The following is a 5,138-nucleotide window of genomic DNA, read 5'->3' as shown; positions in this document are numbered from 1 at the left end:
GGCTTGCCCGCGAAGACGGAGTGTCAGTCACCGGATGTAGTGACTGATACACCACTATCGCAGGCAAGCCCGCTCCCACCGGTTTTCTGTGTTTACAGCAGAGTACCGATGTCGTGGCCGGAGGCGCCCGGGCGTTGCGGATGACTGCCTTGAAGCTATAACGCCTCCTGCGCAGCAATATCAATCAATGTGGGAGCGGGCTTGCCCGCGAAGACGGAGTTTCAGTCACCGGATGTAGTGACTGATACACCGCTATCGCAGGCAAGCCAGCTCCCACAGGTTGGTTTTGCGTTATCAGCACTTACTGCCTCAATCGTGCAGCGCTTTTGCCGCGCTCAACAGTCCCTGAAACTTGCGATACCGCGCCTCCAGCACCGGCCACCGGGCCGCATCCGGCACATACCGCGCCTTCACCGGCATGCCCGCCGCCAGCAACTCTGCGCCCTGCCCGATCGCCAGGAACCCCAGTTTCGCCGCACCAATACACGCGCTCAATTCACTGCCGTGCAAGGTGAAGATCTCGCGCTGCAGGATATTCGCCAGCAACTGCGCCCAATATTCACTGCGCGCACCGCCGCCCACCAACGCGCAGGCTCCAACACTGGCGCCAGCCGATTGCACCGCACGCAGTGCGTCCAGCAAGCCAAAACCCACACCTTCCATCACCGCGTAACCGAGCATCGGCGGTGTGCAGTCATGCCCCAGGTTCATGAAGCCACCGCGCAGCAAGGGATCGTTGTGCGGCGTGCGTTCACCGGCGAGGTACGGCAGGAACAACGGCGTGTCCAACGGGACGCAATGAGTGAGCGGCAATTGCGCCTGCACCTGGTCCAGCAGCGTCTGCTCATCCGGCGTGCCGGTCAGCCGCGTCACCCAGCGCAGGCAACTGGCGCCGGCCAGCATCGCGCCCATGGTGTACCAGCGGTTGGGCAACGCATGGCAAAAACTGTGCACCGCGCTCGCCGGGTTGCCGGCGGCGTGGTCGGTGATCGCGACGATTGCGGCGCTGGTGCCCAGGGTGATGAAGCCGTCGCCGGCGTTGATCGCGCCGATGCCGACAGCGGCCACCGGGTTATCGCCACCGCCGCCGGCAATCACCACCTCAGGCGACAAACCCAACCCGCGCGCGGTTAACAGACCACTGGCCGCACCGCCCTCCACCAACCTCGGCATCTGCTCAGGCGTCAGGCCCGTCGCACGCAGCATGGGCGTAAACCATCCACGCCGCGCCACATCCAGCCACAACGTGCCGGCGGCGTCCGACATCTCGCTGATGCGCTCGCCACTCAAGCGCAAGCGCAGGTAATCCTTGGGCGACAGCACGCAGTCAATCGCCTTGAACACCTGCGGTTCGTGCTGTTGCAGCCACAGCAGCTTCGGCGCGGTCAGCCCGGCCATCGGCAAGCTGCCGGTGACGTCGGCAAAGCCAGGCCCAAGCTGCTGCGCTTCGGCGACGGCGCGGGAGTCATCCCACAAAATCGCCGGGTACAACACACGGTTGTCTTTGCCGAGCAATACCGCGCCGTGCATCTGGCCCGACAGGCCGATGCACGCCACACGCTCAAACGCCTCGTGCGCGCGCAACACAGCCAGCGCCTGCAAACAGGCTTGCCACCAGTCTTCCGGACTTTGCTCGGACCAGCCGCTGTGGCGGCGCGCGACCGTCAAGCGCACACCGGTCTGGGCCAGCACCGCGCCGTCGGCGCCCATCAGGATCGCCTTGAGTTCAGAAGTGCCCAGGTCAATGCCAAGGGAAACAGGACCGCTCATACGCAGGTATTCCAATCAGATACAGCCACAGGAGTTACGCCATTGCAGGCTCGGCGCGAGGCGCACGCTTTGGGTCGGCGCCGTCGGTGTTGCCATGCGCTGCAACAGCAGGTGCACCGCGCGGGCGCCCAGCGCCTGCACCGGCTGGGCGATCAGGGTCAGGCGCGGCACGAAAAAATCCGCCCAGTCAAAATCATCAAATCCCACCAGGGCTATCTGCCCCGGCACTTCAATCCGTGCGTCACGCAGCGCGTGCATGGCGCCGAGGGTCATCAGGTTGTTGCCCGCCATGATCGCCGTCGGTGGTGCCGCCAGGGCCAGCAACTGCGCCGTGGCAGCCCGGGCAGGCTCGCTGTTGGAACCGCCGTTGACCAGCAACTGCGGATCAAACACCAAGCCTGCCGCCTGCAACGCGGCGCGATAACCCGCGACGCGCTCATCCGTGGTGCCCAGGCCCGCACGCCCGGCAATAAAGCCGATACGGCGGTGCCCGTGCTCAATCAAATGCGTGACCAGCGCCTGGGTGGACTGCGTATTCTCGACCCCGATCTGGTCAAACTGCTCGCTCATCATGCGGTCGACCAACACCGTCGGCATCTCGTTGGCCTGCAGGTACGCCAGGGCCAGCGAGCCGGTGGACGGCGCCAGCAGAATGCCGTCGACCCGCCGGTGATGCAGCGCGGTGACCACCTTTAGCTCCTGCGCCGGGTCGTCGTGGGTGTCGACAAACAGCATCATGTAGCCGTGCTTGGCGCACTCGGTTTCAATCGCGTGCACCGTCTCGCTGAAGTAGTGGTTGGACAGCGCCGAAATCGCCACGCCAATCGTGCTGGTGCTGGAACGGGCCAGCGAGCGCGCCAGGGTATTGGGGATGTAGCCCAATTCCTGGATCGCACGCTGAACCGCCTGCACCGTGGCCGGGCTGACGTTGCGGGTGGCGTTCAACACATGCGACACCGTCGATGTCGACACCCCCGCCCTGCTTGCCACGTCATCCATGGTGACCACGACGCGATTCCTCTCAATCAATCAGTGTTTGCTCGACCAGCCGCTGTACGTGCCGACGTTGTCACGGGTGATCAGTTTTGGCGCGAGCAGGGTCACCGCTTCGGCCGGGGCCTTGTCATTGAGAATGTCATTGCCCACGTTCACGGCGGTCTGGGCCATGGCCCACGGGTCCTGGCTGGCGGACGCCTGAATCTGGGTGTCGGTCTTCAGGGCGTTCTCGATGTCCGGCGCGCCGTCCACGGAGGTGATGACGATGCCGCTGCGTTTAAGCTGCTTGGCCGCCAAGTCGCTGCCGATCGCTTGCGGGTCGTTGATCGCGAACAGGCCGTCGATTTTCGGGAAGCGCGTCAGGTAGCCCTGCATCACGTTCAAGCCGCCTTCGCGCGAGCCTTTGCCGTCCTGGTCATCAGACAGCACCTTGATCTGCGGCGCCCCGGCCAATGCAGCCTTGCAGCCTTTGACACGGTCGGTCACGGCGGTGACTTGCGGGCCGTTCTGGATAATCACGTTGCCTTTGCCCGCAAGCTTGTCCACCAGGAACTGGCAGGCCAGCTTGCCGGCTTCGACATTGTCGGTTTGCACGGTGGCGTTCACGCCTTTGGCGTCGACATCCACCGCGACCACGACGATGCCGGCGTCACGCGCCTTCTTGATCGCCGACGCCATGGCAGACGGGTCGACCGCGTTGATGAGGATCAGGTCGACCTTGGACGAGATGAAGTTGTCGATCTGCGAAAACTGCTTGCTCAAGTCATAGTCGGCCGACACCGAAGTGACTTTGACGTTGGGGTTCAGCTCTTTGGCGCGGGCCGTGGCGCCGTCGGCCAGGGTCACGAAATACGGGTTGCCGAGCGAGCCCATGCTGATACCCAGGGCTTTGAGTTCACGCGCTTCGACGGCTTGGGACATCAGGGCAGCCAGGGCAATAACGGGAAAGAGGCGTTTAACGTTCATGCGGGTCTCTCTTGTGATTGTTGTGTGAGTGAAATCAGGTCCGTGCACCGGACTGGCGATAACGATCCAGCGCTACCGCGCCAATGATCACGATGCCTTTGATGATGTACTGCCAGATGTCCGACACCCCCAGCAGCACCAGGCCGTTGGTGAGTACCGCGATGATCAGCGCGCCGATCAGCGTGCCGCCGATGGTGCCGACACCGCCGGTAAAACTGGTGCCGCCGAGGATTACCGCAGCAATCGCATCCAGCTCATAGGATTGCCCGAGTTGCAGGCCGTTGGCGGCAAACAAACGCGAAGCGCTCATCACCGCGCCGAGCCCGGCGAGTGCGCCGGACATGGCGTAGACGAACAGCAGCACCTTCCACACCTTGATCCCCGAGAGCCGCGCAGCTTCCGGGTTGCCGCCCACCGAGTAAATCTGCACGCCCATCACCGTGCGGCGCAGGATGAACCACGACAGCGCCACCACGGCCACGGCGATGATCACCAGCCACGGCACACCGAGTACCGAGTCATTGCCGATAAAGGCAAAAGGCAGGTCGGGGTTGAACACGGTTTTATCATCGGCGAGCAAGCGAGCCAGGCCGCGCATGGCGGTCAGCGCACCGAGGGTCACGATAAACGGCGGCAGGCGCATGAAGGCGATCAAGCCGCCATTGACCAGGCCCAGCAACAGGCCGAAGCCGATGCCGGCGGCAATCCCGAACATGCCGAATTGCGGCGACATCGAGGCCTGCAACGCCACCACCGCCGATGCCGCCAGAATCGCGCCCACCGACAGATCGATGCCCGCCGTGAGGATCACAAAGGTCATGCCCGCTGCCAGCACCACATTGACCGAGGCCTGCTGGGTGATAATCGACAGGTTCTGCATGGTCAGAAAGTTCTCGCTGGCCAGGGCAAATCCCACCAGCAGCAAGATCAGCACCGGCAACATGCCGACCGTGCGCATCAACTCGCGAACCCGTTCCGCCTTACCTGTTGTAGCAACATTCAACTCAGCCATTGGCAACCACCTGATCGCCACCGGTGGCGAGGTCAATAATACGTTCCTGGGAAATAACGTGGCCGGAAGCCCCGCCGACTTCGGCCACCAACTGGCCCTCGCGCATGATCAGCACGCGGTCGCAGGTGCCGATGATTTCCGGCAGTTCACTGGAAATCACCACGATGCCGACACCGGCCAGCGCCAGTTGATTGATGATGCGGTAGATCTCGGACTTGGAACCGATGTCCACGCCCCGCGTCGGCTCGTCGAGGATCAACACGTGCGGCTTGACCTCCAGCAACCGCGCGAGCAGCACTTTCTGTTGGTTGCCGCCGGACAGTGCGCCGACATTGACCTTGCCCGACGCCACACGAATCGACAGCGACGTGATCGCGTCGCGTGAGCGCTGCGC

At 63.5% G+C, this 5,138-nt stretch carries 5 protein-coding genes; all 5 read right to left on the bottom strand.

What is annotated here, in order from left to right:
- Positions 1 to 309: 309 nt before the first annotated feature.
- Entirely contained in the window at positions 310 to 1,770 is a 1,461-nt protein-coding gene (gene xylB / locus WBB95_RS20295; RefSeq protein ID WP_424489206.1) for a xylulokinase, read from the bottom strand.
- Positions 1,771 to 1,785: 15 nt separating this feature from the next.
- Positions 1,786 to 2,778, bottom strand: coding sequence for a LacI family DNA-binding transcriptional regulator (locus WBB95_RS20290; RefSeq protein WP_424489205.1), 993 nt, complete (start codon positions 2,776 to 2,778; stop codon positions 1,786 to 1,788).
- A 21-nt stretch (positions 2,779 to 2,799) separates the two neighbouring features.
- Positions 2,800 to 3,732: an ABC transporter substrate-binding protein gene (locus WBB95_RS20285; protein ID WP_424489204.1), complete on the bottom strand. Its 933-nt coding sequence runs from the start codon at positions 3,730 to 3,732 to the stop codon at positions 2,800 to 2,802.
- 34 nt (positions 3,733 to 3,766) lie between these two features.
- The gene (locus tag WBB95_RS20280; RefSeq protein ID WP_424489203.1) at positions 3,767 to 4,744 is read right to left on the bottom strand and encodes an ABC transporter permease subunit; all 978 of its coding nucleotides are present in this window, start codon (positions 4,742 to 4,744) and stop codon (positions 3,767 to 3,769) included.
- Positions 4,737 to 5,138, bottom strand: a 402-nt coding sequence (locus WBB95_RS20275) for an ATP-binding cassette domain-containing protein (protein ID WP_424489202.1), incomplete at its 5' end; no start/stop codon positions are given. The genes WBB95_RS20275 and WBB95_RS20280, both read right to left, overlap by 8 nt.

It is taken from the genome of Pseudomonas sp. (genome assembly GCF_049645325.1).
In the GTDB taxonomy this organism is placed as follows: domain Bacteria; phylum Pseudomonadota; class Gammaproteobacteria; order Pseudomonadales; family Pseudomonadaceae; genus Aquipseudomonas.
Note: the sequence above shows the minus strand (reverse complement) of the source record. Positions and strands in the feature narration are given on the sequence as shown.